The 26,714-nt window shown below is 67.6% G+C and carries 23 protein-coding genes; 8 read left to right on the top strand and 15 right to left on the bottom strand.

The window, feature by feature from the left end:
* Positions 1-168 precede the first annotated feature (168 nt).
* Entirely contained in the window at positions 169-1,626 is a 1,458-nt protein-coding gene (locus N5J29_RS17870) for a DUF2235 domain-containing protein (RefSeq protein ID WP_065182474.1), read from the top strand.
* A gap of 42 nt (positions 1,627-1,668) precedes the next feature.
* On the opposite strand, the gene N5J29_RS17865 is transcribed toward N5J29_RS17870, so the two are convergent.
* From N5J29_RS17865 to N5J29_RS17835, 7 genes are all read right to left on the bottom strand, one after another.
* Positions 1,669-2,490, bottom strand: coding sequence for a ferritin-like domain-containing protein (locus N5J29_RS17865; RefSeq protein WP_164152133.1), 822 nt, complete (start codon positions 2,488-2,490; stop codon positions 1,669-1,671).
* A 10-nt stretch (positions 2,491-2,500) separates the two neighbouring features.
* On the bottom strand, positions 2,501-3,967 hold the full coding sequence (purF, locus tag N5J29_RS17860) for an amidophosphoribosyltransferase (protein ID WP_065175938.1): 1,467 nt from the start codon (positions 3,965-3,967) through the stop codon (positions 2,501-2,503).
* Positions 3,968-3,997: 30 nt separating this feature from the next.
* Positions 3,998-4,759, bottom strand: coding sequence for a CvpA family protein (locus N5J29_RS17855; RefSeq protein ID WP_053519448.1), 762 nt, complete (start codon positions 4,757-4,759; stop codon positions 3,998-4,000).
* A gap of 43 nt (positions 4,760-4,802) precedes the next feature.
* On the bottom strand, positions 4,803-5,813 hold the full coding sequence (locus N5J29_RS17850; RefSeq protein WP_065175936.1) for an SPOR domain-containing protein: 1,011 nt from the start codon (positions 5,811-5,813) through the stop codon (positions 4,803-4,805).
* Positions 5,814-5,894: 81 nt separating this feature from the next.
* Positions 5,895-7,166, bottom strand: a complete 1,272-nt coding sequence (gene folC / locus N5J29_RS17845; protein ID WP_065175935.1) for a bifunctional tetrahydrofolate synthase/dihydrofolate synthase — start codon at positions 7,164-7,166, stop codon at positions 5,895-5,897.
* Positions 7,167-7,211: 45 nt separating this feature from the next.
* The gene (locus tag N5J29_RS17840) at positions 7,212-7,856 is read right to left on the bottom strand and encodes a histidine phosphatase family protein (protein WP_164152131.1); all 645 of its coding nucleotides are present in this window, start codon (positions 7,854-7,856) and stop codon (positions 7,212-7,214) included.
* A gap of 193 nt (positions 7,857-8,049) precedes the next feature.
* Positions 8,050-10,212, bottom strand: a complete 2,163-nt coding sequence (locus tag N5J29_RS17835) for a S46 family peptidase (RefSeq protein WP_164152129.1) — start codon at positions 10,210-10,212, stop codon at positions 8,050-8,052.
* A gap of 335 nt (positions 10,213-10,547) precedes the next feature.
* On the opposite strand from N5J29_RS17835, the gene tdh reads away from it, so the two are divergent.
* Complete coding sequence (tdh, locus tag N5J29_RS17830) at positions 10,548-11,570, top strand: L-threonine 3-dehydrogenase (RefSeq protein WP_053520036.1); 1,023 nt, start codon at positions 10,548-10,550, stop codon at positions 11,568-11,570.
* A 171-nt stretch (positions 11,571-11,741) separates the two neighbouring features.
* On the opposite strand, the gene N5J29_RS17825 is transcribed toward tdh, so the two are convergent.
* A complete protein-coding gene (locus N5J29_RS17825) occupies positions 11,742-12,434 on the bottom strand; it encodes a TorF family putative porin (RefSeq protein ID WP_053520023.1) in 693 nt (230 codons plus the stop codon).
* 199 nt (positions 12,435-12,633) lie between these two features.
* Between N5J29_RS17825 and kbl the strand changes: the two genes are divergently transcribed.
* A complete protein-coding gene (kbl, locus tag N5J29_RS17820; RefSeq protein WP_065175932.1) occupies positions 12,634-13,842 on the top strand; it encodes a glycine C-acetyltransferase in 1,209 nt (402 codons plus the stop codon).
* A 109-nt stretch (positions 13,843-13,951) separates the two neighbouring features.
* On the opposite strand, the gene N5J29_RS17815 is transcribed toward kbl, so the two are convergent.
* The 4 genes from N5J29_RS17815 to N5J29_RS17800 all read right to left on the bottom strand — a co-directional run bounded on the left by N5J29_RS17815 (position 13,952) and on the right by N5J29_RS17800 (position 17,022).
* On the bottom strand, positions 13,952-14,290 hold the full coding sequence (locus N5J29_RS17815; protein WP_164152127.1) for a hypothetical protein: 339 nt from the start codon (positions 14,288-14,290) through the stop codon (positions 13,952-13,954).
* Between the two features lie 86 nt (positions 14,291-14,376).
* Positions 14,377-15,135: a pseudouridine synthase gene (locus N5J29_RS17810; protein WP_279924501.1), complete on the bottom strand. Its 759-nt coding sequence runs from the start codon at positions 15,133-15,135 to the stop codon at positions 14,377-14,379.
* Between the two features lie 68 nt (positions 15,136-15,203).
* A complete protein-coding gene (locus N5J29_RS17805; RefSeq protein WP_053520026.1) occupies positions 15,204-15,710 on the bottom strand; it encodes a hypothetical protein in 507 nt (168 codons plus the stop codon).
* Between the two features lie 220 nt (positions 15,711-15,930).
* Complete coding sequence (locus N5J29_RS17800) at positions 15,931-17,022, bottom strand: OmpA family protein (protein WP_164153140.1); 1,092 nt, start codon at positions 17,020-17,022, stop codon at positions 15,931-15,933.
* A 357-nt stretch (positions 17,023-17,379) separates the two neighbouring features.
* On the opposite strand from N5J29_RS17800, the gene N5J29_RS17795 reads away from it, so the two are divergent.
* The 5 genes from N5J29_RS17795 to N5J29_RS17775 all read left to right on the top strand — a co-directional run bounded on the left by N5J29_RS17795 (position 17,380) and on the right by N5J29_RS17775 (position 22,730).
* Positions 17,380-18,396, top strand: coding sequence for a zinc-binding alcohol dehydrogenase family protein (locus N5J29_RS17795; RefSeq protein ID WP_164153139.1), 1,017 nt, complete (start codon positions 17,380-17,382; stop codon positions 18,394-18,396).
* A gap of 99 nt (positions 18,397-18,495) precedes the next feature.
* Positions 18,496-19,140, top strand: coding sequence for a hypothetical protein (locus tag N5J29_RS17790; RefSeq protein WP_065182876.1), 645 nt, complete (start codon positions 18,496-18,498; stop codon positions 19,138-19,140).
* Between the two features lie 102 nt (positions 19,141-19,242).
* Complete coding sequence (locus tag N5J29_RS17785; protein WP_164153138.1) at positions 19,243-21,273, top strand: NADPH-dependent 2,4-dienoyl-CoA reductase; 2,031 nt, start codon at positions 19,243-19,245, stop codon at positions 21,271-21,273.
* Positions 21,274-21,574: 301 nt separating this feature from the next.
* A complete protein-coding gene (locus N5J29_RS17780; protein WP_053520031.1) occupies positions 21,575-22,033 on the top strand; it encodes a cell wall hydrolase in 459 nt (152 codons plus the stop codon).
* Between the two features lie 85 nt (positions 22,034-22,118).
* On the top strand, positions 22,119-22,730 hold the full coding sequence (locus tag N5J29_RS17775) for a glutathione S-transferase N-terminal domain-containing protein (RefSeq protein ID WP_065182874.1): 612 nt from the start codon (positions 22,119-22,121) through the stop codon (positions 22,728-22,730).
* A gap of 88 nt (positions 22,731-22,818) precedes the next feature.
* On the opposite strand, the gene N5J29_RS17770 is transcribed toward N5J29_RS17775, so the two are convergent.
* From N5J29_RS17770 to prpE, 3 genes are all read right to left on the bottom strand, one after another.
* Entirely contained in the window at positions 22,819-23,874 is a 1,056-nt protein-coding gene (locus N5J29_RS17770; RefSeq protein ID WP_164153137.1) for a suppressor of fused domain protein, read from the bottom strand.
* A gap of 45 nt (positions 23,875-23,919) precedes the next feature.
* Entirely contained in the window at positions 23,920-24,423 is a 504-nt protein-coding gene (locus tag N5J29_RS17765; RefSeq protein ID WP_164153136.1) for a hypothetical protein, read from the bottom strand.
* Positions 24,424-24,582: 159 nt separating this feature from the next.
* Positions 24,583-26,463: a propionate--CoA ligase gene (gene prpE / locus N5J29_RS17760; protein WP_164153135.1), complete on the bottom strand. Its 1,881-nt coding sequence runs from the start codon at positions 26,461-26,463 to the stop codon at positions 24,583-24,585.
* Positions 26,464-26,714: the final 251 nt, after the last annotated feature.

The raw sequence follows: 26,714 nt of genomic DNA, 5'->3' as shown, positions 1-26,714 counted from the left end.
GTCCGGCCATCTGGCCTGCGCAGGTCGTGTGAATTCAATAGGCGGTGGGAATGAGAATCTGGATCTGTGATCGACCGCATCTGCGTTCAGTCAGGTCAACAGCGTCGCTACACTTCGCCAACACACCGCTTTCGCGCTACCGTGACGTAGCCACGACGGGGAATGCACATGGCACCAGCGCAGGACACCCATGACGATGCCGCCGTGCTGCGGATTGGTCTGTTCTTCGATGGCACCCGCAACAACGCGCACAACCTGGCGCGCGGACACGTCCAGGTGCCGCAACCCCGCCCTGCCGTGCTGCGTGCCGACGATGATTCGACCTATCAGAGCCGGTTGACCAGCAGCTACGACAATGGCCTGACCAACGTTGCACGGCTGCACCGGTTGTATCCGGACAGCCGCCAGGAGACGCTGCCGTTCCCCTCGCTGGCCATCTACGTGGAAGGGGTGGGCACCCGCGATGATGCCGAAGACGATCTGCTGGGACTGGCCTTCGGCATCGGCGCCAGCGGTGTGCGTGCCAAGGTCGAGCGCGCGCTCAACGAGCTGTTGCCGGCAGCATTGACCAGCGTGTCCGCGCGCTGGCACAGGCCCGTGCAGGGCGTGCAGCTGGATCTGTTCGGATACTCGCGCGGGGCGGCGGCGGCGCGCGATGCCGCCAACCGCTTGCAGGCCTGGGATACGGCCCGCTGGCAGCAACTGCTGCAGGACGCGGGGCTGGTCTGCGCCGCCGGCTTCGCGCCGGCACGGCCGCTGCTGCGCTTCATCGGCCTGTTCGACACGGTCGTCGCCGTAAGCGGGGGAAGAGCCGATGAGCGACCACGCGTCGCCCTCGCCGCCGACATCGCCGGACGTGTCGTGCAGCTGGTCGCGCGCGACGAACATCGCCAGCACTACCCGCTCACGCGGGTGGCCGCAGCGCACGTGGAGATCGCACTGCCCGGCGTGCACGCCAACATCGGCGGTGGCTACAACCAGACAGAGGAAGGACCGAAGCTGCTCAGTCGCCCACGCCGGCAGCAGCTGCGCCGGCCAAGCGTGGCCGACTACCAGGTCCCCCCGCTGGCACAGCTTCAGGCCACGACGGTGTACGCCGAGGCGCAGGCGGATGCCGAACGCTGGCGGCAGCAGCTCGGGCTGGGCGAAAAGGAAGTGTGGGTCGATGTCTGGCACCAGTGGCAGCAGCAACGCCGCGCCGGCAGCCGCAGCGTGCTGCTGTCGCCGGTGTTGTACGTCACCGCGGCAGTGGTGCTGCGTCGGCGCATCGACTGGCGTTACCAGCTGGTGGCCCTGCAGGTGATGCAGCAGCAGGCCATCGCCGCCGGCGTACGCTGGCGCGCAGATGCCAACGCGGTTGCCGGCTGGGAACTGCCCGACGCACTGCTGCCGATCGCGCGCCGGCTGATGGCCGGCCAGGCCCTCACCCCGGCCCAGGAAGCACTGCTGCGCAGGCGCTACCTGATGCAGTCGGCACACTGGAATTTCGACGCACTGGGCGATACCGCGCTGACCTATGCGGCCGATGCCGGCGTGAGCGAGCTGCCGTATCGACCCGGTCCCGGCCTGTTCTACATCAACCGCCCCACCGTGGATGGCAAGCGGGTGGTGCTGCCGAACACATGAGACGCGCCCGCGCAGGGCGGGACTGGGCTCCCGCGTTGCCGGTCAGCCGGCCTGTTCGACCAGGTTGGCCAGTTCGTCGGCATCGAAGCCCGCCAGCAGGCGGGCTTCCAGGTTGAACGGACCATGCAGGTAACCGCCTGCGAACTCGACCAGCAGTGCCTTGAAGCGTGCGCGCGGTTCAACGCCGGCACGTTCGCAGTACCAGCGGTACCAGCGCGAACCTGCGGCGACGTGCGCCACTTCCTCGCGCAGGATGATCTCCAGCACATCCGCGGTCTCGCCATCGCCGACGTTGCGCAGCTTGTCGATCATGCCCGGTGTCACGTCCAGGCCGCGCGCTTCCAGTACGCGGGGCACCAGCGCCATGCGTGCCAGGCCGTCATGTGCGGTCTTCTCGCACATCTCCCACAGGCCGTTATGCGCAGGGAAGTCGGCGTAGTCGTGGCCATGTGCCAGCAGGCGCTCACGCAACAGCATGAAATGCCGCGACTCGTCATCGGCACAACTGACCCAGTCGGCATGGAAGGCTGCGGGCAGGCCGCGGAAGCGATACACGGCATCCCAGGCCAGATCGATCGCATTGAGTTCGATGTGGGCGATGGCATGGATGAAGGCGGCGCGCCCTTCCACCCCACCGAGGCCACGCCGCGGCACCTCGCGCGGATGGACCAGTACCAGGCGGTCCGGTCTGCCCGGCATCCGGATCGGCTCCGGTGGCGGCGCATCCACTGCCACCTTCAGCCGCCCCGCGCGGAATGCCGCGGCATGAGCCTGGGTCAAGGCCACCTTGCGCAGCGGATCGGCTTCTGCAAGGCACTGCTGCGCGGCACGCAGCAGGTCGCCACCGACGTCGGCCTCGACCACGCCCTTGGCCTCAGGCGCGGCGCTTGTGCTTGGCGTCGTCCGAACGCAGTTGCTGGATGCGCTCGAAATAGCCCGGTTCGATGCCGGTGGGATAGTGGCCGTTGAAGCAGGACGAGTCGAAGTTGCGCAGTGCGGGGTTGCCCTCGCTCACGGCCGCTTCCATGTCTTCCAGATCCTGGTAGATCAGCCAGTCGCAGCCCAGGTGGGCCTCGATTTCTTCCACGCTGCGGTTGTGCGCGACCAGTTCTTCGGCGGCCGGCATGTCGATGCCGTAGATGTTCGGGAAGCGCACCGGCGGCGCGGCACTGGCCAGGTAGACCTTGCGTGCGCCCGCATCACGGGCCATCTGCACGATCTGCTGGCTGGTGGTGCCACGCACGATCGAGTCGTCCACCAGCAGCACCACCCGGTTGCGGAACTCCAGGTGGATCGGGTTGAGCTTGCGCCGCACCGACTTCACCCGCTCACCCTGCCCCGGCATGATGAAGGTGCGGCCGATATAGCGGTTCTTGATGAAGCCTTCGCGGTACTTCACCCCGAGCACATTGGAGATTTCCAGCGCGGCATCGCGCGAGGTATCCGGAATCGGGATGATGGTGTCGATGTCGTGGTCCGGGCGCAGGCGCAGGATCTTCTCGCCCAGCTTGATGCCCATGCGCATGCGCGCCTTGTGCACCGAGACATTGTCGATCATCGAATCCGGGCGGGCGAAGTACACGTACTCGAAGATGCACGGCGTATGCTCGGCCGGTTCGGCGCAGATTTCCGAGAACAGCTCGCCACGCGCGGTGATGACCAGCGCTTCGCCCGGCTGCACGTCGCGCACGCGCTGGAAGCCGAGCACGTCCAGTGCGGCCGATTCGGAAGCGACGATGTACTCGTCGCCCTCGGCATGGCTGCGCTTGCCCAGCACCAGCGGACGGATGCCATGCGGATCGCGGAAGGCAACCAGTCCCAGGCCCAGCACCACGCTGACCACCGCGTAGCCGCCCTTGCAGCGACGATGCACCCCGGCCACCGCGCGGATGGCGGCTTCCGGACTGAGCTGGCGCTGCTGTTCCAGTTCGTAGGCGAACACGTTCAGCAGCACTTCGCTGTCCGAATCGGTGTTGACGTTGCGGCGGTCCTGCTCGAACACCTGCTGGCGCAGAGCCTCGGTGTTGATGAGGTTGCCGTTGTGCGCCAGGGCGATGCCATACGGCGAATTGACGTAGAACGGCTGCGCCTCGTCCATGCCTTCCGAACCGGCCGTGGGATACCGCACGTGGGCGATACCGACGCTGCCCTCCAGGGTGGACATGGTGCGTGCGTCGAACACGTCGCGGACCAGGCCGTTGGCCTTCTGCACCCGCAGGCGGCTGCCGTTGGCGGTGGCGATGCCTGCCGCGTCCTGGCCGCGATGCTGGAGGACGGTCAAGCCGTCATACAACTGCCCGGCGACGTTCTGGTTGCCGACGATTCCGACGATGCCACACATGGTGCGAGGTCTCCGCTGGGCTGTGCCCAGTTACAAGGAAGGTGGCCGTGCCTGGCCTGGGGTCCCGCCCGCGGCAGGCGCGGGCCGGGCCGGACGCGCGGGCGCCGGCTCGATGTTGCTGGGCAGTGTGGGGGCCGGCCGGGGCTCCCGCTCCACGTCCACGGGCCGCGGCCATCCGCCGCCCGCCACTACCTCGTTGAGAACGCCATTATCGCCTGTCGGCGCCGGCTTGCCCAATACCTGCGAGGAGGTGGGGGCATTCTCGAGCAGGGGCAAGGGCAGTGCCCCCGGCAGCAGGCCGTCCAGCGGCAGCGCCTGTGGCAGCATGCCGTCCAGCTGCGGCAGCTGGGCCTGCATCCAGGCCACCGCCGGCTGCAGCAACGGCCGCACCTGCGATTGCTGCCATGCCGGCTCAGCCGGCAACGCGGTGAAACCGGCCAGCAGCAACAGCACGCTGGCGAAGAACAGGCCGCGGACCAGGCCCAGGGCACCGCCGAGCAGGCGATCCACGCCGCCCAGCAGAGTCAGTTTGATCGCTGCCTTCAGCAACAGCCCGACCAGCCCGACCGCCACCACGGTGAGCACGAACACCCCCAGATAGCCGGCCAGATAGTGACCCGTGCCGGGTGGCTGCGGCGCCGCCCACCAGTGCGATGCCTCATTGCCGAAGGTGAACGCCATCCAGCCGGCCAGCAGCCAGGACACCAGCGCGACCACCGTGCCGACGAAACCGCGGATGAAGCCGAACAGCACCGACGCACCGATCAGCACGCCCAGCACGATGTCGATCACGCTGCCCGCTCCTGCCGACGACAGCGGCGGACAGCGCGCGTGATCACGGGTGCGGTCGGACCATGCCGGCCACGCCGACCTTGGCCGCCACCTGGGCCTTCAGCTGCTCGGCATCGGCGCGGTTGGCCACCGGCCCGACGCGCACGCGATGCAGGGTGCCCTTTTCGGTGCGGACCTGCTCGACAAAGGCACTGAATCCGGCAGCGCGCACCTTGTCGCGCAGCGCGTTGGCATCGTTGGCCTGGCCGAACGCCCCCAGCTGGACCGCGAAACCAACACCGCCCGCCGCCGGCGCGGCCGGGGTTTGCGGTTGCGGCTTTGGCTCGGGCTTGGCGACCGGCTTCGTCGCCTCCGGCGTCGCGGTTGCCTTCGGTGCTTCAGGCCTGGCGACCGGCGTGCTGGGCGGCAGGCTCTCGCTGCGCACCGGGTTGCCCGTGGCCGACGGCGTGGACGCCGCCGCCGGGGTGCTGGCCGACGGTGCCGCCGGCGCCGGAGCAGCGGCGGCCGGTGCAGCCGCAGCTGCGGGCGCATCCAGCGTGATCACCTCGGCATGGACGTCGGAGCGGATCTTCACCGCCTGCAGGCGGGCCGCCTCGGCCTGGGCGCGATCGGCATACGGTCCGACGCGCACGCGCCACGCCTGCCGGCCGTTGATGGTCGCCGCCTCGGCAAAGCCCGGCAGCTGCGAACGCTTCAGATAGGCGATCACCGCATCGGCGTCGGCCTTGCTGCCATAGGCGCCGAATGTCACCGCATAGTTGCCGGCAGCCACCGCCGGCGAGGTGTCCACGGTCGGCGGCGTGGCGGGCGCGGCTGCGTCCTGCAGCGGTGCGGCCTGGCCACTCTGCAGGCCGGTGGCACCCCCGGCCGGGGCGACCAGCGGCAGCTCACGGGTCTCGAACTGGCCGTCGGCGGGCGCATTGGGCGCTGCGATCGGCACACTGGCGACGCCACTGTCCGGCGCCGGCCCCTTCACCAGCATCGGCAGGAAGATCACGGCGAGTGCCACCAGCACGATGGCACCAATCAATCGCTGTTTCAGAGGCGTATCCACGTGAGGCAGGCAACTGTCCGGGGGTTGCGGTCGATTATACGGGTGCCGGACCGGACGGCGTCGGCGTTGGCTGAACGTGGATCAGGGCGCGGGCTGCAACCACTGCAGGGCCGCAGCGGCCGTGTGGAACGAACCGAATACCAGTACGCGGTCGCCTGGCTGGGCCTGCGCCAGCACCTGCGTCAGCGCCTGCTCGACAGTGCCGGCCAGCCGTGCGGTGACCGCAGCGGTGCCGTGCAGGCGTGCCTGCAGCTGCTGCGCACTCTGTCCGCGCGGACCTTCCAGGCCGGCCAGCGTCCACTCGTCCACCACATCCTGCAGCGCCTGCACCACGCCTTCCGCATCCTTGTCCTGCAACGCGGCATAGACCGCCAGGGTCCGGCCCGGGACAGCTTCGGCCTTCAGCGCGCGTGCCAGCTGGCCAGCCGCCTGCGGGTTGTGACCCACATCGACCCGCACCTGCACGCCATCACGATCGAATGCCTGCAGGCGACCGTTGATGCGGGCCGCGGCGATGCCAGCCGCCCACGCCGCGCGTGGCAGCGGCCGGTCCAGCGCGCGCAGCGCGGCAATGGCCGCACCCGCATTGGCCAGCTGGATCGGACCGGCCAGCGCGGGGGTCGGCAGTTCCATGCGCAGGCCGACATCGCGCCAGCGCCAGCGCTGGGCATCGATCGGCTCGTAGAAGTAGTCGCTGCCGCCGCGGATGGCGTTCGCGCCCAGCAGATAGGCCCGTGCCAGCACGCTCGACGGCGGGTCGGTCTCGCCCAGGATCACCGGTTTCCAGCCGCGGATGATGCCGGCCTTTTCCGCACCGATCGCTTCACGGTCCTCGCCCAGCCACTCGGCATGGTCGATGTCCACCGTGGTGATCACGGCCACGTCGGCGTCGACGATGTTGACCGCATCCAGGCGCCCTCCCAGCCCGACTTCCAGTACCGCCAGATCCAGCGCTGCCCCCGCGAACAGCTGCAGGGCGGCCAGCGTGCCGTACTCGAAGTAGGTCAGGGTGATGTCGCCACGCGCAGCTTCGACGGCGTTGAATGCCGCCACCAGAGCGGCATCCTCCGCCTCCTGCCCATCGATGCGTACGCGTTCGTTGTAGCGCAGCAGGTGCGGCGACGTGTAGGCCCCCACCTTCCAGCCTGCAGCGCGGCCGATGGCCTCGATGAAGGCGACCGTGGAGCCCTTGCCGTTGGTCCCACCGACCACGATGGTGCGCTTGGCCGGCGCGCCCAGTCCCATCCTCGTGGCCACGGCGCGGACGCGCTCCAGGCCCATGTCGATCGTCGCCGGGTGCTGGCGTTCAATGTAATCCAGCCATTCGGCCAGGGTGGTCGGCAGGTTCGTCACGGCAGCGGTTCCAGCAGAAGCAGGGTGGTTCGATGTGGACAGGGATCAGAGGGCGCGGTGCTTGGCTTCGCCGAAGAACGGGGTGTGGTGGGCGCAATCGTTGAGGCGCACGACCTCCAGGCTCTCCAGGTCTGGACCTTCAAGCAGGTTCAACGTGGTCGGTGCCTGGCGGAAGGTCCACAGCCGCGACAGCGGCAGGCCCAGCACCCTGCACAGGATCACCCGGTTGACGGCATCGTGTGCGACCACCAGCAGCGTGTCGTGCTCGCCGAGGCCCTCGCTGGCGCGTGCCAGGCCGCGCCAGCTGCGCTCGAGCACCAGGCGCAGCGACTCGCCGCCCGGCATCAGCACGGTATCGGGTTCCTCACGCCACGCCTTCAACCGCGACGGGTCCTTCTCGTTGATCTCGCTGGCCAGCAGGCCTTCCCACTCGCCATGGGCGATTTCCTGCAGATCCGGTTCGGTCTGCAGCGCGCCGGCACGGTCGGCGCCGAGGGCCAGCTGGGCGGTGCGCTGGGCGCGCGACAGCGGCGAGGCCACCGCACGGGTGATGTCCACGGATGCCAGGCGGGCGCCCAGCGCCTGGGCCTGGGCTTCGCCGATGGGCGAAAGCGGGATGTCGATCTGGCCCTGGTAGCGGCCTTCGGCGTTCCACGGGGTTTCGCCGTGGCGGGCAAGCAGGATGCGCATGCGTGCAAGGAGTCCTGGGGGGAGGAGATGGCCGCGTTTCGTTCACATCCTGTGAAGTACGCGGAACAGGGATGATACCTGTTCGGCGCATCGCACCGGTCGGGACATGAAAAAACCCCGCGACGGGGATCGCGGGGTTTCGGAATTGCAGACGGATTCCGCCGGGCATGGCCCGGCGGCGCCAGCATGAACCTTACTGCGCCAGGTTCAATTCCTTCAGCAGCTGCGGCGCGGGGGCCACTTCCTGCATGATCCACTGCATGTAGCGGCTGTCCACCGCGATCATGCGGGTCATCACCGGGTCGAATACCCAGTTGGAGCTGACCGATTCCCAGTTGCCGTCGAAGGCCAGGCCGACCAGCTTGCCGTGCGCATCGAGCACCGGCGAACCGGAGTTGCCACCGGTGATGTCCAGGTTGGACAGGAAGTTCACCGGCACCGAGCCGATCCGCTTGTCCTCCAGGCCGCCATACCGCTTGGCCTTGACCGCATCCAGCAGTGCCTTCGGCGAGTCGAACGGATCGACGCCGGTTTCCTTCGCCGCAACGCCTTCCAGCGTGGTGAACGGGGTGTACTGGACACCGTCCTTGGCATAGCCCATGACATTGCCGAAGGTGATGCGCAGCGACAGGTTGGCATCGGGATAGACGAACTCGCCCTTGCTCTTCTTGTAGTCCGCCACCGCCTGCAGGTACAGCGGACGGGCCGTCAGCGATTCACCTTCGCGGATCTTCCTCTGTTCTTCCTGCTTCAGCAGGGCCGGCATCACGGCCACGGCGTACTGGATGGCCGGATCGGTGCTGGCCTCGAAGGCGGCACGGTCGGCCTTGAACCACTTCAGGCGTGCATCGAGGCTGCCCAGCCCGGTGCCGGCCAGCTTCTTCACCAGGCCGTTGACGGCCCCGGCATCGCTGCCGCCCAGCCACTGGTTGAGAACCTCGTTGTTGCGCTGTGCCGCCGGCAGCGCGACGTACTGGTCCAGCCAGTACTGCTGCAGCTGCTGGTCCATGCTGGCGACGTAGCGACGGTCCATCTGGCGCAGATTGCCTTCCAGGGTCGGCAGGTCGCGCTCCTGGTAACCGGCTTCACGCTCGGCGTCCGGCTTGGCGCGTTCGATCGACAGACGGTACAGCGACAGCGCGGCGCCCACGGCCGAGGTGTTGTTGAACTGGCCGACGAACAGATCGCGCTCGCGGGTACTCTTGCTGGTATCCAGGTGCTTGAGCAGCTGGGCGTGTGCGGCCAGGGCCGGCTTGCCGGCTGCGCCCTGCTGCTTCAGCCAGGCCAGCACGGCGGCCTCTTCGGCCCGCTTCTGCCCGGCCGCGTCGATGCGCTTGAAGCCTTCCAGCTGGCCGACGTAGTTCTTGGCCACGTTGTTCATGCTGGCCGCCGTGTTGGCGTACTTGACCTTGACGTCGGCGTCGGCCTTGCCGGCCTTGTCGATCAGCGCCAGCACTTCGTTGTAATGGCGGGCGATGGTCGGGTAGGTGAACTCGGCGGTTTCATTGAATTCGCCGGCCAGCGCATAGCGGTTGGTGCGGCCCGGGTAGCCGGCCACCATCACGAAGTCGTCCGCGCCCAGCGGCTGGTCGGCGAACTTCAGGAAGTGCTTCGGCTGGTACGGAACATTGTCGGCCGAGAACGCGGCCGGCTTGCCATCCTTGCCCACGTAGGCGCGATAGAACGAGAAGTCGCCGGTGTGGCGCGGCCACATCCAGTTGTCGACGTCGCCGCCGAACTTGCCGACGCTGCCCGGGGGCGCATAGACCAGGCGCACGTCCTTGATTTCCATGTTGCGGAACAGGCGGTAGGTATTGCCGCCGGAGAAGCTGTACAGACGGCAGCGGAAACCGGCGTCGGCTTCACAGGCGGCGGTCTGGGCCTTGTCGAACGCTTCCAGCGCACGGGTGCGGGCCAGCGGGTCCTTGCCGGCGGCGGCGATGGCGGCCTTGGCCTGGTCGGTGACGTCGGTGATCCGGTCCAGCACGAACACGCGGGCGTTGGGACCGGCGCTGAGTTCGTCCTTCAGGGTCGGCGCGTTGAAACCCTCCTTGATCAGGTTCTTCTCGGCGGTGGAGTTGAGCTGGATCGCGCCGTAGGCACAATGGTGGTTGGTGACCACCAGGCCCTGCGGGGAAACGAAGCTGGCGGTGCAGCCGCCCAGCGCCACCACCGCGCCCATCGGGTCGCCGGTCAGGTCGGACAGCTGTTCCGGCGACAGTTTCAGGCCGGCCTTCTGCAGCGGGCCGGCGATCTCCGGCAGCTGCTGCGGTACCCACATGCCTTCGGCGGCATGGGCGACCTGGACCAGCCCAAGGCTGGCGACGACGGAGAATGCAAGCAGGTTCGAGCGCATGGAGCGGCCCCTGGTAGTGGAACCTTCGATTGTAGCCCGCCCCCCTGCCCTGTCCCGAACCCCGGAAGTCATGGCCCCCGGCCCGCCGGGCATGGCCCGGCGCTACCCGCACGATTTCCCGATGGCGCGGGACCATGCCCCGCGAGCGCGAGCCGCCCGATTTCCCGGCAGCGCCGGGCCATGCCCGGCGAGCACGCCGGTCACGTTCGAAACGCCCGCCGGCGCACGCCTTTCGTTCCGCCAGCGCGCCCGCAGCGCAACATTGGAATTCCGTGCAGACCTCTATAATCCGCGCTTTCCCCCTGATGAGTTCCACCCCGATGGCGCAGCAAACGATGAAGGCCCTGGTCAAGCGCGAAGCGGCCAAGGGCATCTGGCTCGAAGAGGTCCCGGTGCCGACCCCGGGCCCGAACGAGGTCCTGATCAAGCTGGAAAAGACCGCCATCTGCGGTACAGACCTGCACATCTACCTGTGGGACGAGTGGAGCCAGCGCACCATCAAGCCGGGCCTGACCATCGGCCACGAATTCGTCGGTCGCATCGCCGCGCTTGGCTCGGCGGTGACCGGCTATGAGGTTGGCCAGCGCGTCTCGGCCGAAGGCCACATCGTCTGCGGCCACTGCCGCAACTGCCGTGGCGGCCGCCCGCACCTGTGCCCGAACACCGTCGGCATCGGCGTGAACGTCAATGGCGCCTTCGCCGAGTACATGGTGATGCCCGCCAGCAACCTGTGGCCGATCCCCGACCAGATTCCGTCCGAACTGGCGGCCTTCTTCGACCCGTACGGCAACGCCGCGCACTGCGCGCTGGAGTTCGACGTGATCGGCGAGGACGTGCTGATCACCGGCGCCGGCCCGATCGGCATCATCGCCGCGGGCATCTGCAAGCACATCGGTGCGCGCAACGTGGTGGTGACCGACGTCAACGACTTCCGCCTGAAGCTGGCCGCCGACATGGGCGCGACGCGCGTGGTCAATGTCACCAACACCTCGCTGAAGGACGTGATGAAGGAACTGCACATGGAGGGCTTCGACGTGGGCCTGGAAATGAGCGGCAATCCGCGCGCCTTCAACGACATGCTCGACTGCATGTACCACGGTGGCAAGATCGCCATGCTCGGCATCATGCCCAAGGGTGCCGGCTGCGACTGGGACAAGATCATCTTCAAGGGCCTGACCGTGCAGGGCATCTACGGCCGCAAGATGTACGAGACCTGGTACAAGATGACGCAGCTGGTGCTGTCCGGTTTCCCGCTCGGCAAGGTGATGACCCACCAGTTGCCGATCGACGACTTCCAGAAGGGCTTCGACCTGATGGAAGAAGGCAAGGCCGGCAAGGTGGTACTGAGCTGGAATTGACCATTCGTGCCTGAACCCCGCGCCGTTGGCGCGCCCCCTTGAACTGCCCCAGGGGGCTCCCCTCCAGCCAGGATGCGGTAGCGCCGACCGTTGGCCGGCACAGGGTTCCCGACGTCAGACACGAAAAAGGCACCTCCAGGGGTGCCTTTTTCGTGTGATGTCATGTGCCGCTTACTGGCCTACCGCCACCGTGAACACCACCCGGTTGTCGGCCAGCTTGCCGCTGTTGTCGCGGCCGTTGCCGTCGGTGCCGTAGTAGCCCAGGCCGAGGGTGAACAGACCCCAGGTACGGGCCACGCCAACGTTCCAGTCGGTGTAATCCTTGGCAATGCCCTTTTCGAAGGTGCTGCGGCCGACGCTGGCGCTCAGCGTGAAATCCTGCGGCAGGCCCCACTCGCCGCCCAGCGCGTAATACCAGCCATCGGTGCTGCTGTTCCACACGTCGTTGCTGTAGGCCACCGTCAGCTTGTAGGTGTCATCCAGCGTGGTGGTGGTGATCAGCTCGTTGTAGTTCAGCTCGCTGGCGCCGGGGTAGGTGTAGCGGTTCAGCAGCACATCGAAGTTCACGCGCTCGGTGGCGTCGACGCCGTAGCCGATCTGGTAATCCACTTCAACGCTCGGGTCGCCCGGGCCGAAGTCCACGCCCGATCCCCAGACACCGGCATACAGGCCAACCGGGCTGGTATAGGTGAAACCGGCCTGCAGGGTGGGATCCTCATCGGTCTGCGACACACCACGGAACAGGTAATCCGACACGGCGGTAACGTTCCAGCTGTACGGCGATTCGCTGTCCTGGGCGCTGGCGGCAAACGGGGCCAGGGTCAGGGCGGCGGCAAGGGCGAGGCAGGCACGAGCGTGCTTCATGGTCGTCTCCGGTGGGGGGCGGTGGCGTGCAGGGCAGTTGCGGGAACCGGAGCCAGAACGGGCCGGTTCACGATTTTTTAACCCGTTTGCTATTGCATTGCAACATGTGCCGGCCATGGCGGTGCCTGCCTGCCGCCGGTCGCCAGCCATCGATGCCCGGTAGAATCGTCGGTTTCCCGTGCTGAGCCGTGCCCACGCCATGACCGACGCCTCCTCCGCCCTGACCCGCCACTATGCCGAGGAACTGGACGCCATCCGCGCCCAGGGCCTGTTCAAGTCCGAGCGGATCATCACCAGTCCGCAATCGGCCGAGATCACGCTGGCCGATGGCCGCAAGGTGCTGAACTTCTGCGCCAACAACTATCTGGGCCTGGCCGATCATCCCGACCTGATCCAGGCCGCCAAGGATGCTCTGGATACCCACGGCTTCGGCATGGCCTCGGTGCGCTTCATCTGCGGCACCCAGGACCTGCACAAGCAGCTCGAGAAACAGATCGCCGATTTCTTCGGCAAGCAGGACACCATCCTGTATGCGGCCTGCTTCGATGCGAACGGCGGCCTGTTCGAGCCGCTGCTCGGCGAGAACGATGCGATCATCTCGGACGCACTGAACCACGCATCGATCATCGACGGTGTGCGCCTGTGCAAGGCCAAGCGCTTCCGCTACGCCAACTGCGACATGGCCGACCTGGAAGCGCAGCTGCAGGCCGCCGACGCCGCCGGTTGCAGGACCAAGCTGATCACCACCGACGGCGTGTTCTCGATGGACGGCTTCATTGCCCCGCTGGACGAGATCACCGCGCTCGCGAAGAAGTACAACGCGCTGGTGCACATCGACGAATGCCATGCCACGGGTTTCCTGGGCGCCACCGGCCGTGGCTCGGCCGAAGTGAAGGGTGTGCTGGAAAAGATCGACATCATCACCGGCACTCTGGGCAAGGCCATGGGGGGCGCACTGGGTGGCTTCACCTGCGCCAGCGCCGAAGTGATCGAACTGCTGCGCCAGCGCTCGCGCCCGTACCTGTTCTCCAACTCGCTGCCGCCGCATGTGGTCGCCGCCGGCATCAAGGCCTTCGAGATGCTGGCTGCCGCCGACGACCTGCGCGACCGGTTGGCCGAGAACACCGCGTACTTCCGCGGGAAGATGACCGCCGCCGGCTTCGACGTGAAGCCGGGCGTGCATCCGATCAGCCCGGTGATGCTGTACGACGCACCGTTGGCGCAGAAGTTCGCCGAGCGCCTGCTAGAGGAAGGCATCTATGCGATCGGCTTCTTCTTCCCGGTGGTGCCCAAGGGACAGGCACGTATCCGCACCCAGATCAGCGCCGCGCACAGCCGCGAGCAGCTGGACCGCGCGATCGACGCCTTCTCCCGCATCGGCGTCGAGCTGGGCGTGATCAAGGGTTGATGATGCCCGGGGTCGGATCCCTTTGCGCAGGAAAGGGCTCTGACCCCAGCACCCAAAAGCGTGCCGACCTAGGTCGGCACCTACCAGGGGCGTAGCGCACCGCCCGGCGTCACTTCTTCTTTTTCTTCTTGTCCTTCGGCTCATCCTTGCTGGCCACCACGACCGGCTTGGCGGCAGCGTCCTGAGCATTGCCACGGGCGACGCGGATGCCATTGGCCTTCATCCATGCATCGAACTCGTCGGCGGTCATCTTCCTGTCGCCGTCGCTCATCAGGAAGCGGTAACTGCCGCGACCATCCAGTTCCGGGGTTTTCACTTCCACCACCGGGGTTTCGGCAGGCGTTTCCGTCTTGGCCATTTTCTTGTGGCCACCGCAGGCGGCCAGCAGCACGATCGGCAGCAGCAGGCCGGCACAGCGCAGGGTTCGGTTGAGGGACGAGTGGTACATGGGCAGGCTCCGTTCGGGATTTCGACGACCAGACGCCCCCTACGCCTGGAACGGTGACCGGCATCCGCCGGCCGCGGGCATGACGCTCAGCCCGGTGCAGCGGCCCCCAGCCGCTGCTGGTCATTGACCTCCAGCATCCGCCACTGGCCCTTGCCGAGATCGTCGAGCGCCAGGTCGCCGATCGCGACCCGGACCAGGCGCAGCACCTGCAGGTCGAAGGCCGCCAGCAGGCGGCGGATGTGGCGGTTGCGGCCCTCGTCGAGGACCACCTCCAGCCACGCGGTCTTGTCGCCGCTGCGCAGCACGCGCACGGCCCGGGCGGCCAGGAATTCACCCTCGTCGTCCACCCCGGCCTGCAGCGCCGCCAGCGTGGCCGCATCGGGCAGGCGATCGATCTGCACGTGGTAGGTCTTGTCCGGCCCGGTCTGCGGATCGGTCAGGCGCGCCGCCCACTGCGGATCGTTGCTGAACAGCAACAGGCCCTCACTGGCCTTGTCCAGCCGGCCGACCGGCGCGATCCAGGGCAGGCCGGCGCCGTCGAAGCAGCGGTATACGGTGTCACGGCCGCGCTCGTCCTGCGCGGTGGTCACCACCCCGCGCGGCTTGTTGAGCATCAGGTAAAGCCGCTGCGGCGGCGCCAGCGGCAGGCCATCGACCTCGATGGGAGGTGCCGGGCTGCCGATCGGAAACTCCGGGTCACGGACGATACGGCCGGAGACGCGCACGCGGCCCTCGGCGATCCAGCGCGCGGCTTCGCTGCGCGAGCACACGCCGGCCTTGGAGAGCACACGCGCCAGGCCATGGCGCACACCCGTGGATGCATCCGGATCCGCGCGCCCACGCAGGACGTGGGAGCGGGCGGCGGGGGCGGCAGGTGGGCGGCGCGTACGCAAGCCTCTGCTCCCCGCGACGATTACTTCTTATCGACCGGCTTGGTCTCAGCCGGTACTTCGGCCGCGGCCGGGGTGGCCACCGGTGCCGGGCGCGCCTTGACCACGCGGACGCCACGCGCCTTCATCCAGGCATCGAATTCCTCGGCGGTCATGCGCTTGCCGTTCTGGCTCATGTCGAAGCGCCACGGCGTATTGTCGAATTCGGTCTGCGGCTTGTACGCCGCCGGATCGTTCGGCTTCACCGCCGGCGCGCTCGGAATCGCCTTGGCGATGTTCTGGCAGCCGTCGATGCGCAGGCGCTGCAGCACCTGGTCCAGCGACTGCGAAGGATCGTAGCTGCTGCTCAGCACACCGGCCGGCATGCCCAGCTGGTTGCCACGGATGTACAGCTCGTCGGCCACCGGCGCGATGGTCGTGGCCGGCAGCGGCAGCGGCGAAGCGCTGGTGTTGACCGAGCAATCGACCGCAGCGTGAGCGGCAGGAACCAGGGCCAGCGCCAGGACGGCGGCCGATGCAGAGCGCAGCATGAGAGGCATCCACGGAAGGAAGGTGACGCGGCGAGTGTAGCAATGCGGCGACAGCTTTCAAGCGCCACTTTCAATGAATGCGCCAACTCATTGGTTTTTTGGACAAAAAGCCGACAAACGGTTGGTCCATCGAGGCCGGTTCCGGCTTTTCCCGCCGCAGAAACAACAAGACCCGGCCGAAGCCGGGTCCTGCTGTGTCTTGCGGGCGAAACGTCAGAACTTAGTTCTGGACGTTCAGCTCGGTACGACGGTTCTTGGCGCGACCTTCCGGATTGTCCGAACCATCCGGGTTGGTGTTCGGAGCAATCGGACGGCTCTCGCCGTAGCCGATCGGGCCGACCAGACGCGAAGCGTCCACGCCGTTCTTGGTCAGGTAGTTGTACACCGCGGTGGCGCGGCGCTCCGACAGCTTCTGGTTGTAAGCGTCGGTACCCTTCGAGTCGGTGTGACCGGCGACTTCAACGCGCAGATCCGGGTAACGCTTCAGGATCTCGGTGGCTTCGCTCAGGATGGCCACGGCGTCCGGACGCAGGTTCGACTTGTCGAAGTCGAAGTTCACGCCCTTCAGGTCGATCGAGACCGGCACCGGGCAACCGTCCGGACCGATGGTCTGACCCGGCTGCGAGTTCGGGCACTTGTCATCACAGTTGTTGACGCCGTCACCGTCGTCATCCAGGTCGGCGCAGCTCGGGGCAACCGGAGCCGGAGCCGGAGCAGCCGCGACCGGAGCCGGGCCCAGCGGGATCACGACGCCGACCGAAGCCAGCACGTCGCCGAACCAGTCTTCGCTGGCAGCGTGGTAGCTCTTGTCGTCGAAGTCAGCGCGGTAGGCCACTTCGGCGCGGACAGCAACGCGCTTGTCGAAGGTGGTCTGCAGGCCGACGCCGAGCTTGGCGGCAACGTTGCCGTCCTTGCGCTCACGCGGACCATTCAGGCTGTTGGCCGGGTACTCTTCTTCCGACTTCTGGTAGCCCAGGCCACCGACGATGTACGGGTTCCAGCCGCGGCCTTCCTTGATGAAGTGGCGACGCAGGTCCAGCGAGATGCCGTACTGCGACCAGTTCAGGTCCTGATTGCTGTCGAAGTTCGGGTTCTGGTAGTTCAGCTCACCGTCCAGCGACCAGTTCGGGCTGATGAACTTACCCAGGCCCAGGGTCACGAACGGAGCGTCGTTGGTCAGACGGTCGCTGTCCTGGAAGTTGAAGCCGGCCGAACCGGTCAGGTACCAGCGGTCATCGAACTCCTGCGCAGAAGCAGCCTGGGCGAAAGCCAGACCACCCAGCAGCGCGGCAGTAAGGATCTTCTTGTTCATTGAGTACAGCTCCTATTTCGGGGGTATGAAACCGGTAGAGGCATGGGCCAGCACTACTGCGTCGATATTCAGACAGCCGATTCAGCACGCCACCGCCGCGAACATTATGCTCAGGCGGGTGAAGGCCATGTTAACAGTCCCGTAACATGTGAAGTGTTGCGCCCGACCGGCCACCGGTCCGACGTTGAAACCCTATACAGGATGATGAAAATCCGCAAGACCCTCACCCCATAAGGGTTTGACGGTGTTTAGGCAACGCAGGCGACATTCTGCGGAACGCGCGGCGAAGGAGATTCAGCGCGCCCCCGGAAACGTGAGGAACCTTATGATGAAACGGGAAACCGAGCCGGAGCCGAGATGAAAGCCGTCGCCCTGAGTCGTGAATCCGCCCCCGCCCTGCAGGATCTCCGGCTGCCGCCGCTGCCGCCAGCCGGCCGCGATCTGCTGGTCCGCGTGCAGGCGGTTTCGATCAATCCGGTCGACGGCAAGCAGCGTGCCGCCACCGATGCGGCCACGCTGGACACGCCGCGGGTGCTCGGCTGGGATGCGGCGGGCGTGGTCGAGGCCATCGGCGAGGACGCCCGCCTATTCGCCTCCGGCGACGAGGTCTACTACGCCGGCGATGTCACCCGCTCCGGCTGCAATGCCCAGTATCAGCTGGTGGATGAGCGGCTGGTCGCACGCAAGCCCACCACGCTGGATTTCGCCGAGGCAGCGGCGCTGCCGCTGACCACGCTGACCGCATGGGAGCTGCTGTTCGAGCGCATGCCGCTGCATCTGGATGACCGCCGCCACGCCGGGCAGCACCTGTTGGTGATCGGCGGCGCCGGCGGCGTCGGTTCGATGGCCATCCAGCTGGCCCACCATGCCGGCTTCACGGTCATTGCCACCGCCTCCCGCGAGCGGTCGGCCGACTGGTGCCGGCAGATGGGCGCCCATCACGTGATCGACCATCGCCAGCCGCTGCAGCCGCAGCTGCAGGCGTTGGGCATCAGCGCCGTGCAGATCGCGCTCAACCTGGCCGACACCGATCACTACTGGGATGAACTGGGCCAGCTGCTGGCGCCGCAGGGGCACGTCGGGCTGATCGTCGAACCCCGTGGCGCGCTGCGCATCGGCGACCCGTACAAGGCCAAATGCATCGGCATCCACTGGGAATTCATGTTCGCGCGATCGCGCTTCGATACCGCCGACCGCATCGAGCAGCACCGCATCCTGAGCCGCGCCGCGAGCATGATCGATGCAGGCCAGCTGCGTGGCACGCTCAGCGAGACACTCGGCACGATCAATGCCGCCAACCTGCAGGCGGCGCATGAGCGGCTGGCCAGTGGCCGCACGCTGGGCAAGCTGGCCCTGGCAGGCTGGGACGACTGACGCGCGCGCTGTGGCGCAGGATTCACCCGGATCTGTATCTATGGAAGCTGGCGATTCGGGATTACGGTGGAGACAGATTTCCTCCCCCCGAGCGCTCCCATGCCCACTGCCCTGCCCCTGCGCCTGCTGCAATTGATCGTCGGCCTGTTCCTGTACGGCTTCGGCGCCTCGCTGATGATCCGTGCCGCGATCGGTGTCGCGCCCTGGGACGTGCTGTCACAGGGCGTCGCGGCGCAGACCCCACTGTCCTTCGGCCTGGCCACGAACGTGATCGGCGCGCTGGTCCTGCTGCTGTGGTGGCCCCTGCGGCAGAAGCCGGGCGTCGGCACCGTGCTCAACGTGCTGCTGATCGGTCCGTCCGCGCAGTTCGGCCTGTGGCTGTTGCCGCCGGCTGTCGGCCTGGTCTGGCAGGTGGCGATGTTCGGTGCCGGCATGCTGCTGGTGGCACTGGCCACCGGCCTGTACATCGGCGCGCGGCTCGGCCCCGGCCCGCGCGACGGGCTGATGACCGGCCTGCATGCCCGCACCGGCTGGCCGATCTGGAAGGTGCGCAGCCTGATCGAAGGCAGCGTCCTGCTTCTGGGCTGGTGGCTGGGAGGCAACGTGGGCGTCGGCACCCTGGCCTTTGCGCTGCTGATCGGCCCGCTGTGCGGGGTGACGCTGGGCTGGTTCGGCATCGGCCGGCCCCTGCCGGCGGGTGGCGCCGGGCCACGCCCGGCGAGCGCGCAGCGCGGCCACGGGTAGCCGCATCGCCGGGCATGGCCCGGCGCTACCGATTCGCCCGCCCCTTGCCCCGACCGCCGTTTCGCGGCACGCTTCGCGCTTCCGTACGCAAGCGTATCGACCATGTCGCCAGCCAACGAAAGCGCCTATCCCCACCTGTTCGCCCCGCTCGATCTGGGCTTCACCCAGCTGCGCAACCGGGTGCTGATGGGTTCGATGCATACCGGGCTGGAAGATCGCGCGCGCGATTTCCCGCGCTTGGCCGCCTACTTCGCCGAGCGCGCCGAAGGCGGCGTCGGCCTGATCGTCACCGGCGGCTTCGCCCCCAACGTGGTCGGCTGGCTCAAACCCTTCGGCGGCAAGCTGTCCTGGCCCTGGGAAGTGCGTCCGCACCGGCAACTGACGGCCGCCGCCCACCAGCATGGCGCGAAGATCTGTCTGCAGCTGCTGCACGCCGGCCGCTATGCCTACCACCCCCTGTCGGTGGCGCCCTCCAAGCTCAGGGCGCCGATCAATCCGTTCACCCCGCGCGCACTGTCGGCCAGCGGCGTCGAACGGCACATCGCCGATTACGCACGCAGCGCCAGGCTGGCACGCGAAGCCGGCTACGACGGTGTCGAAGTGATGGGCTCGGAGGGATACCTCATCAACGAGTTCATCGCCCCGCGCACCAACACGCGTACAGACCGCTGGGGCGGCGATGCCTCCCAGCGCATGCGCTTCGCAGTGGAGATCGTGCGCCGCATCCGCGAAGCCTGCGGCCCGGATTTCATCATCATCTACCGGCTGTCACTGGTGGATCTGGTTGAGGACGGCAGCAACTGGGAGGAAATCGTGCAGCAGGCGCAGGCCATCGAGGCCGCGGGCGCGACGATCATCAATTCCGGCATCGGCTGGCACGAGGCGCGCATTCCCACCATCGCCACCTCGGTGCCCCGCGCCGCCTTCGCCGGGGTCACCGCCAAGCTGAAGCCGCATGTGGCGGTGCCGCTGGTGGCGACCAACCGCATCAACATGCCCGAGGTTGCCGAGCGCATTCTCGCCGACGGCGGTGCGGACATGGTGTCGCTTGCGCGCCCGCTGCTGGCCGACCCGCAGTGGCCGAACAAGGCGCGCGCCGGCCGTGCCGACACGATCAACACGTGCATCGCCTGCAACCAGGCATGCCTGGACCACGTCTTCGAGAACAAGCTGGCCAGTTGCCTGGTCAATCCGCGGGCCGCGCACGAAACCGAACTGGTCTACCGCCCGGCGTCCACACCGAAGCGGGTGGCGGTGGTGGGCGCGGGCCCGGCCGGCCTGGCCTGCGCCACGGTGGCCGCCGAGCGCGGTCACCAGGTCACCCTGTTCGACGCCAGCGACGAGATCGGCGGCCAGTTCAATGTGGCCAAGCGCATCCCGGGCAAGGAAGAGTTCCACGAGACGCTGCGCTATTTCCGCCACAAGCTGCAGGACACGGGCGTGCAGCTGCGCCTGGGTACCCGGGCAGACGCGACCTGTCTGGCCGGCTTCGACGAGGTCGTGCTGGCGACCGGCATCACGCCGCGCCGGGTCGACTTCCCCGGCGCGGACCACGCCAAGGTCGTCAGCTACCTGGACGTGCTGCAGGGCCGGGTCGAGGTGGGCGCCAGCGCGGCCATCATCGGTGCCGGCGGCATCGGCTTCGATGTTGGGGAATTCCTCAGCCACGAGGGCCCATCGCCGTCGCTGGACCCGCAGCGCTGGATGGCCGAATGGGGGGTGGACGCCACCTTCGAGGCCCGCGGCTCGCTGGCCCGCCCGCAGGTGGACGCTTCGCCACGCCGGCTGTGGCTGCTGCAGCGCAGCCCCGGCAAGCCGGGTGCGCGCCTGGGCAAGACCACCGGTTGGATCCATCGCGCCACGCTGAAGGCCAAGGGCGTGCGGATGCTGGGCGGCGTCGAGTATCTCGGCGTGGACGACCAGGGGCTGCGCATCCGCGTGGAGGGCAGCGAACAGCTGCTGCCGGTGGATCATGTGGTGATCTGCGCGGGGCAGGAACCGAACCGCGCGCTGCAGGCCGAACTGCAGGCGGCGGGCATCAGCGCACAGCTGATCGGCGGCGCCGATGTGGCCGCCGAACTGGACGCCAAACGCGCCATCGATCAGGGCAGCCGGGTGGCGGCCGCCCTTTGATCCACACCTGAATGGGCGGCGGGAATGTGATTTCCGTCACCCGCCTCGAAGCTGAATGTCAAGCTGGGCGATTCATGATGCGTTCGGCCAGCCCCCCCTACCTTGCGCCAACTTTCCGCTCACCACCCAGTTTCCGGTGAGCCGGTGCGGCCCTCCCGGATCGTTCATCGATCCTCTTTTCCCGGGCCGCCCACGGGGCGGCCCCGATGGCCGCCTCCCCATGACGCCAAGTCGTACCCCGCCTCCTGCCCTCTCTTCGGCCGGAACCCCGTGGTGCGGCCCATACGGAGCAAGGAGTTATATGAAACTGGCCTGGATTCTCTGGCTGTCGCAGTTGCTGCCCCAGCCGGCGGCTGATTCATTGTGTTTGAGCACCACCGTGTACCTGGAAGCCCGCGACCAGACCCTGCGCGGCCAGCAGGCCGTGGCCGAGGTGGCACTGCGCCGCCTCGACAGCGGCCTGTGGGGCGACTCGATGTGCCAGGTGGTGACCGCACGCAAGCAGTTCGCCCCGACCATCGTCTCCCCCGGCACCCAGCTGGGCAACGACGCGGCCTGGAGCGAGGCCATGAGCGTGGCCTTCGATGCGGAGCGCAACTGGGCGCTGCCGGCCGGCGAGCGCCGCGAGATCGTCCCCGGTGCCAGCCATTTCGCCGCCCTGGCCATCGCCAGCCCGAACTGGCGCAATGCCTACCAGGTGGCCACCATCGGTGATCACACCTTCTATAAGGTGCAGAACCTCAAGCCCCGGCAGTCGTAACAAACTGTTGCCGGCGGCAGCGTTGCCGCGCGCCGGCAGGCTCTGGGATAGTGGGCGATTCCCGCACACCCCGCCTGGAGTTCCCATGAAGCTGTACAGCAAGCCCGGTGCCTGCTCCACCGCCGACCACATCGCCCTGCAGTGGACCGGCCAGCCGTTCGAGGTCGAACTGCTCGACAAGGACACCCTGAAGGGGCCGGAATTCCTCAAGATCAACCCGGCCGGCTCGGTTCCGGCGCTGGTCGATGGCGACTTCATCCTGCTGCAGAACGCGGCCATCATGGGCTACATCGCCGACCGCTTCCCGCAGGCCGGCCTGGCCGGCGACGGCAGCCCGCGCCAGCGTGCCGAGGCCACCCGCTGGCTGGCCTTCGTCAACTCCGATGTGCACCCGGCGTTCTCGCCGCTGTTCGCACCGGGCAAGTTCATCGGCGATGAGAGCCAGTACGACGCGATCCGCGCGGCCGCCCGCAAGCGCCTGCGTGGCCTGTTCGAGACGGCCGACCGGCAGCTGGCGGACAAGCCGTGGCTGGCCGGATTCCGCAGCTTCGCCGATCCGTACTTCTACATCACCCTGCGCTGGGCAGCCGGCGCCAAGGTCGACCTGGCGGGGCTGGATCATCTGGCCGCCTACAAGGCGCGCATGGACGCCGATGCCGGCGTGCAGGCCGCACTGAAGGCCGAAGGCCTGGCCTGACCGCACACGGAGCCGCCGGCAGCGCAGGCGGCTCCGATCCGGCGTCCCGGCCCCGCGCCGGGCATCGCCGGCGCCCCGTGTCCACCATTCAACCGATCTGGCGGATCACGGCACCCTTGGCGTCACGCAGCAACGTCGGCACCACCTCGACCTGCAACTGGCCGCCCAGCGGGTAGATCCCGCGCTCGGCACGCACGTCCTGCCACGCCTGGACCCCCTGTGCATCCAATGCCCAGCGCGCGCTGTCGGCATCGACGTCGTTGGCGCCGCCGCCCGCAGCCGGGGTGAACTCCCATTGGCGCTCACGGCTGACCAGCACCAGTGATGCGCCATGGTGCAGGCGCAGCGGCAGCAGCTCACGCACGCTCGGCACCTGGCCGGCGCCGAGCACCAGCGTGGTCACGCCCGAGACCTGTCGCCAGTCCAGCGTTTCAATGAACAACATGCCGGTGCTGGAACCCTCCCGCGCACTGCCCGCCTGCACCTGCGCCGCCAGTGCCGGATCATCCAGCAGGTCGCCCCGATGCAGATCGGTGATCCACAGGGGCATCGCCGGCTCCAGCACGTGCAGCACCCCGCGGGTCGACCAGCGTTTCACTGCAGCCATTTCCCCATCCGTCAGCCCGACCAGCTGCAGGAACTGCAGGCGGCCGTTGGCGGTCTCGCGCGCCGGCAACTGCGGGTCGGCGATGAAAGCCAGATGGCGCAGGCGGGTGTCGGACTCGAGGGCAATCGGGCCGTTCGCGTCAAGGTGGTGGCCATCCTCGAACACGTTGCCGCTGCCGAACACGTAGCGCGCCAGGTTCTGCAGCAGGTTCATCGGCCATGTCGGCGGTGCCTGTTCGGCGTGCACGCCCTCGCCTGCTGCCAGACGGAAGGTCAGCTCGAATCCGTAGCCGCTTGCTTCGGCGTCACTGCTCTCCTTGGCGTACAGCTCGGACAGGCCATAGGTGATGTAGTGCCAGTGCGGTACCGGCGCCTCCGCCCGGTAGACACTGATGCCATCGAGGGGATCCTGGCCGCCCAGCGTGTACGGCAACGCCGTTCCGAAATGCAGGGGCTCCTGGCCCGCGTACAGCGGCGCCAACGCCGCATTGATCGCGTCCCAGCCCGGGGTGTCGGTGTCGTCGTGGTCGTCCTGCACGAGAGGCTCCTGATGGGAATGAAACCATCCACTCTACGCGCTGCGTCAGGCCTGCACGACTCCGCGATCGCCGGCTGCCAGCGATGCCTGCGTTTCCTGCCACCAGCGCTGTGCCAGTGCCGGGCTGCGTGCCTTGCCTACCGCCGCCAGCAGTTCCGGGCACAGGCGCTCCAGGGCCGAGGCATCGGTGCAGCGCTCGATCTTCAACTGCATGAAGTAGCCCTTCAGCCCGAGGTGGCGCCGCACGGCTTCGCTCATCGCCTCGTACAGCTGCTGATACAGCGCCGGGTCCTGTTCGCGGCCATTGCTGGGGCCAGCGACCGGCACCGCATCGGCGCTGCCCCCCACCACTTCGATCAGCTCCATCGCGGCCAGCTGTTCCAGCGCATCGGGTGGCGCCCGCAGTCCTTCGAGCAGGCTGCGCAGTTCGGTGTCATCGCGGCGACCATCGACCATCAGCAGGATCGAGCGCAGCGCGGCCGGCAGGCGCCGCGCACGATCCTCGATTTCCTGGCGGCCAGCGGCCGTCTTGGCGTGCAGCAGTGCCATAGCTCCCCCGTTCCATGATGCGCATGCCTGCGCGCCCTGACGGACGCGCTCCCCGGCATCGAGCTTAACGCACCGCTGGTACGGTGAACGCTGCGGTGCAGCACCGCTGCATCCCTTGCCTCGGCCCGCTGCACGCGGCCCCGGCAATACAGGACCGGTCTAGCGTCCCAGCGCGCGGCCGATTTCCTCCAGGGCGGCCGGGTCATCGAGGGTCGACAGATCGCCGGGATCGCGCTGCTCGGCCAGCGCCTGCAGCGAGCGCCGCAGCAGTTTGCCCGAGCGCGTCTTCGGCAATGCGTTGACCACGTGCACGTGCGCCGGCCGTGCAACCGCCCCCAGCGACGTGGTCACCGTTGCCATCATCTCCGCCACCACCGGTGCAGGGTCTTCGCCCCCCAGCCCCTGCTTGAGGGTGACGAAGACCAGCGGCACCTGTCCCTTCAGTTCATCCTTCACGCCGATCACCGCGGCCTCGGCCACACGCGGGTGGCTGGAGATGGCTTCCTCGATCTCACGTGTCCCCAGGCGATGCCCGGCGACGTTGATGACATCGTCGGTACGGCCGAGGATGAAGGTGTAGCCGTCATCGTCGCGGATCGCCCAGTCCAGCGAGCTGTACAGCAGCTCCTTGAAATGGCTGAAGTAGCTCTGCAGGAAGCGGCTGTCGTCGTTCCACACCGTGCTCATGCAGCCCGGCGGCAATGGCGGGGTGACCACCAGGACTCCCTTCTGCCCGGGTGCGACTTCTTCGCCGGTGTTCTCGTCGATCACCTTCATGCGGTAACCGAGGTTGGGGAAGCCCGGCGAACCAAAGCGCACCGGCTTCATCTCCAGGCCCGGCAACAGGGTCAAGGCCGGCCAGCCGGTTTCAGTCTGCCAGTAGTTGTCGATGATCGGTTTGCCCAGCGCTTCATTGATCCAGTGCGCGGTCGGCTCATCCAGCGGTTCGCCGGCCAGGAACAGGTACTTCAACGCGCGCAGGTCGTGGCGATGGATGAAATCCGCGTCGTGCTTCTTCAGCACGCGGATCGCGGTGGGAGAGGAGAACATCGTGCGCACGTTGTACTGCTCGCACAGGGCCCACCAGATGCCCGGATCCGGATGGGTCGGCAGGCCTTCGTACAACAGCGATGTGCAACCGCCGATCAGCGGTCCATACACGTTGTAGGAATGTCCCACGGCCCAGCCGACATCGGAGGTGGAGAACATCACCTGCCCCGGCTTGCAGTCGAAGACGGTCTCCATCGACTGTGCCATCGCCACCGCGTATCCGCCCACATCACGCTGCACGCCCTTGGGCTTGCCGGTGGTGCCGGAGGTATACAGCAGATAGCTCGGCTCGCTCGCTTCCAGCCACTGCACCGGAACATCGACGGCACCGACTTCCGCGCGCAGCGTCGCGTACTCGACGTCGCGGCCCTCGATGCGCGGCTCGGCCGGATCCAGCCCGCGCGAAACGATCAGCACGTGCGGCGGTGGATGCCCGGCTTCCGCACAGGCGGCGTCCACCATCGGCTTGTAGGGAATGAGCTTGCCTCCGCGCATGCCGGCATCGGCCGCGATCAGCAGCTTGGGTCTGGCATCGTCGATGCGCAGGGCAAGGTTGTGCGCGGCGAAACCACCGAACACCACCGAGTGCACGGCCCCGATGCGCGCGCAGGCCAGCATCGCGAACACGGCTTCGGCCATGTTCGGCATGTAGATGACCACGCGGTCGCCATGGCCGACGCCCAGGCGCAGGAGCACGGCAGCGAAGTCGTTCACTTCACGGTACAGCTGGCGGTAGGTGATCTCGCGGGTGCTGTTGGTTTCGGTGGAAATGGCCACCAGCGCGAGCTGGTCGGGCCGAGTGTCCAGATGGCGATCGACCGCGTTGTAACAGAGGTTGGTTTCGCCGCCCACATACCAGCGCCGGAACGGCGGGTTGCTGTAGTCGAGCACCTGTTGCGGCGGCTTGTGCCAATGGATGCGCTTGGCTTCCTCGCCCCAGAACGCCTCCGGCTCGTCGATCGAGCGGCGGTAGGTTTCCTCGTAGTTCATGACGCAGCCCTCCCAGACGAAGTCATGGGTTCGAGCATAGTGCCGCGTTGCCGCGCGTTCCGCCCTACCTTGGTAGGGGGGTGGGTTTTCCATGCAGGGCTGCCGCCCTGCACCTGCAGAGGCAACGTCAACAGCTGGACTATTGAGGGATGGCGGGGTGGGTCCGGTTGCGGGAGACGCCGTAAACCCGTTCATGGGGGCTTGGCCGCGGCATCCATGCCGCGGACACCCCGCACTCCAACACCGCCCCA

This window comes from Stenotrophomonas sp. GD03680 (assembly GCF_029844625.1).
GTDB lineage: Bacteria > Pseudomonadota > Gammaproteobacteria > Xanthomonadales > Xanthomonadaceae > Stenotrophomonas > Stenotrophomonas maltophilia_P.
This window is presented reverse-complemented; position numbering and strand designations above follow the sequence as displayed.

What these genes read in the sequence shown, in the direction of transcription:
- N5J29_RS17835 (WP_164152129.1), bottom strand. Translation starts at nt 10,212, where the DNA reads ATGCGCTCGAACCTGCTTGCATTCTCCGTCGTCGCCAGCCTTGGGCTG.
- N5J29_RS17765 (WP_164153136.1), bottom strand. Translation starts at nt 24,423, where the DNA reads ATGGCACTGCTGCACGCCAAGACGGCCGCTGGCCGCCAGGAAATCGAG.
- N5J29_RS17815 (WP_164152127.1), bottom strand. Translation starts at nt 14,290, where the DNA reads ATGTACCACTCGTCCCTCAACCGAACCCTGCGCTGTGCCGGCCTGCTG.
- N5J29_RS17840 (WP_164152131.1), bottom strand. Translation starts at nt 7,856, where the DNA reads ATGCGCATCCTGCTTGCCCGCCACGGCGAAACCCCGTGGAACGCCGAA.
- N5J29_RS17775 (WP_065182874.1), top strand. Translation starts at nt 22,119, where the DNA reads ATGAAGCTGTACAGCAAGCCCGGTGCCTGCTCCACCGCCGACCACATC.
- N5J29_RS17790 (WP_065182876.1), top strand. Translation starts at nt 18,496, where the DNA reads ATGCCCACTGCCCTGCCCCTGCGCCTGCTGCAATTGATCGTCGGCCTG.
- N5J29_RS17800 (WP_164153140.1), bottom strand. Translation starts at nt 17,022, where the DNA reads ATGAACAAGAAGATCCTTACTGCCGCGCTGCTGGGTGGTCTGGCTTTC.
- purF (WP_065175938.1), bottom strand. Translation starts at nt 3,967, where the DNA reads ATGTGTGGCATCGTCGGAATCGTCGGCAACCAGAACGTCGCCGGGCAG.
- N5J29_RS17805 (WP_053520026.1), bottom strand. Translation starts at nt 15,710, where the DNA reads ATGCTGCGCTCTGCATCGGCCGCCGTCCTGGCGCTGGCCCTGGTTCCT.
- N5J29_RS17780 (WP_053520031.1), top strand. Translation starts at nt 21,575, where the DNA reads ATGAAACTGGCCTGGATTCTCTGGCTGTCGCAGTTGCTGCCCCAGCCG.
- N5J29_RS17870 (WP_065182474.1), top strand. Translation starts at nt 169, where the DNA reads ATGGCACCAGCGCAGGACACCCATGACGATGCCGCCGTGCTGCGGATT.
- prpE (WP_164153135.1), bottom strand. Translation starts at nt 26,463, where the DNA reads ATGAACTACGAGGAAACCTACCGCCGCTCGATCGACGAGCCGGAGGCG.
- kbl (WP_065175932.1), top strand. Translation starts at nt 12,634, where the DNA reads ATGACCGACGCCTCCTCCGCCCTGACCCGCCACTATGCCGAGGAACTG.
- N5J29_RS17795 (WP_164153139.1), top strand. Translation starts at nt 17,380, where the DNA reads ATGAAAGCCGTCGCCCTGAGTCGTGAATCCGCCCCCGCCCTGCAGGAT.
- tdh (WP_053520036.1), top strand. Translation starts at nt 10,548, where the DNA reads ATGAAGGCCCTGGTCAAGCGCGAAGCGGCCAAGGGCATCTGGCTCGAA.
- N5J29_RS17825 (WP_053520023.1), bottom strand. Translation starts at nt 12,434, where the DNA reads ATGAAGCACGCTCGTGCCTGCCTCGCCCTTGCCGCCGCCCTGACCCTG.
- N5J29_RS17785 (WP_164153138.1), top strand. Translation starts at nt 19,243, where the DNA reads ATGTCGCCAGCCAACGAAAGCGCCTATCCCCACCTGTTCGCCCCGCTC.